The sequence below is a fragment of the Pseudomonas sp. GD03842 genome, from assembly GCF_029841165.1.
Classification (GTDB): domain Bacteria; phylum Pseudomonadota; class Gammaproteobacteria; order Pseudomonadales; family Pseudomonadaceae; genus Aquipseudomonas.
Genome location: NZ_JAOCEA010000038.1, coordinates 1 through 1438, shown reverse-complemented (window position 1 = coordinate 1438; position 1438 = coordinate 1). Strand labels below are relative to the sequence as shown.

Genomic DNA, 1438 nt, shown 5'->3' with positions numbered 1-1438 from the left:
TGGACTGACCCCAAAAAGTTGGACATCTCGTCCAGCCTAAGGGAGGTAGCCAAAATGAAATACAGTCCAGCGTTCAAGCTCAAGCTGGTCAAACAGTGCCTATCGAGCGACAGCCTCAATGGGGTTGCAGTCAAAAATGGTATCGGGCATTCGATTCTGCAGCGCTGGGTGCGAAACTACCAACAGCATGGTCTATCCGGTCTGGCCCGGAAATACAGCCGCTACGACGCTCAGTTCAAGCTCAGCGTGCTGCGGAAGATCGAAGAAGAAGGCCTGTCGGACCAGGCAGCAGCCATCCTCTTTGGCATTCGCGGGCAAAACAGCGTTGGGGAATGGAAGAAGCTGTACCATGCCGGTGGTATCGATGCACTGAAGCCACATCGCGAGAGAATGTCCAGCATGCCCCGTAAGCCATCCCCAAAATCTGAAGAGCCTTGCCTCTCCGATGAGGAACGCACACGTAAAGAGCTGCTTGAAGAACTGGCTTACCTGCGGGCGGAAAATGACTATCTAAAAAAGCTCGATGCCTTAATCCAGGAACAAGATGCAGCGCAAGCCAAAAAGCGCAAGTCATCCAAGGGTTAAGGCACAAGCACCCGATAGCGCTGTTGCTTCGCACTGCAGGTCTGGCGCGCAGTACGTTTTACTATCAGATCAAGGCATCTGCCTTGGATAAACATGCAGACCTCAAGGCTCGTGTACGGCGCATTTATGAACAGCACAAAGGGCGTTACGGTTATCGCCGTATCACCGCAGCCCTGAGGGCGTTTGGTGAGTATGCCAATCACAAGACAGTACAACGGCTCATGCAGTCGATGGAACTCAAATCGTTGGTCAAGGTTAAGAAGTACCGCTCTTACCGTGGACCGGAGGGTGAGACTGCTCCCAATCGGTTGGCGCGCAAATTCAGCGCAGACCGACCTAATGAAAAGTGGGTCACTGACGTAACCGAGTTCAAGATCAATGGGCAAAAGCTCTATCTTTCACCAGTGTTGGACCTTTTTACCCGTGAGATCGTGGCGTTTCAAACCAGTAGGCGCCCAGTATTCGAGATGGTGTCAAAAATGCTCAAAAGCGCTGTAGCGCGGCTGGCTCCTGAGGAGGCACCGATGCTGCACTCGGATCAGGGCTGGCAATATCGTCAGGTTAAATACCGGCATTTGCTAAGCAGAAGAGGCCTCAAGCAGAGCATGTCACGCAAGGGAAATTGCTACGACAATGCCGTGATGGAAAGCTTCTTCGGCACACTGAAAAGTGAGTTTTTTTACCTGGAGCGCTTCGAAACCATTGAGCAGTTGCAGGCAGGACTTGAGGACTACATCCATTACTACAACCATGAGCGAATCAGCCTCAAGCTGAACGGCCTGAGTCCGATCCAGTTTCGGACTCAAGCGATGAGTCTTTAACGTTTTTTGTCCAACTTTTTGGGGTCAGTCTA

At 51.8% G+C, this 1438-nt stretch carries 1 protein-coding gene; it reads left to right on the top strand.

Translation table 11 applies throughout. From position 1 onward, the window contains the following. Nucleotides 1-54: 54 nt before the first annotated feature. Nucleotides 55-1406 (top strand): IS3 family transposase gene (locus tag N5D61_RS26395; RefSeq protein WP_279894760.1). Its coding sequence is split into 2 segments (ribosomal slippage): nt 55-531 and nt 534-1406, totalling 1350 coding nucleotides; the frame shifts between segments, so codons are not numbered across the junction. Nucleotides 1407-1438 lie beyond the last annotated feature (32 nt).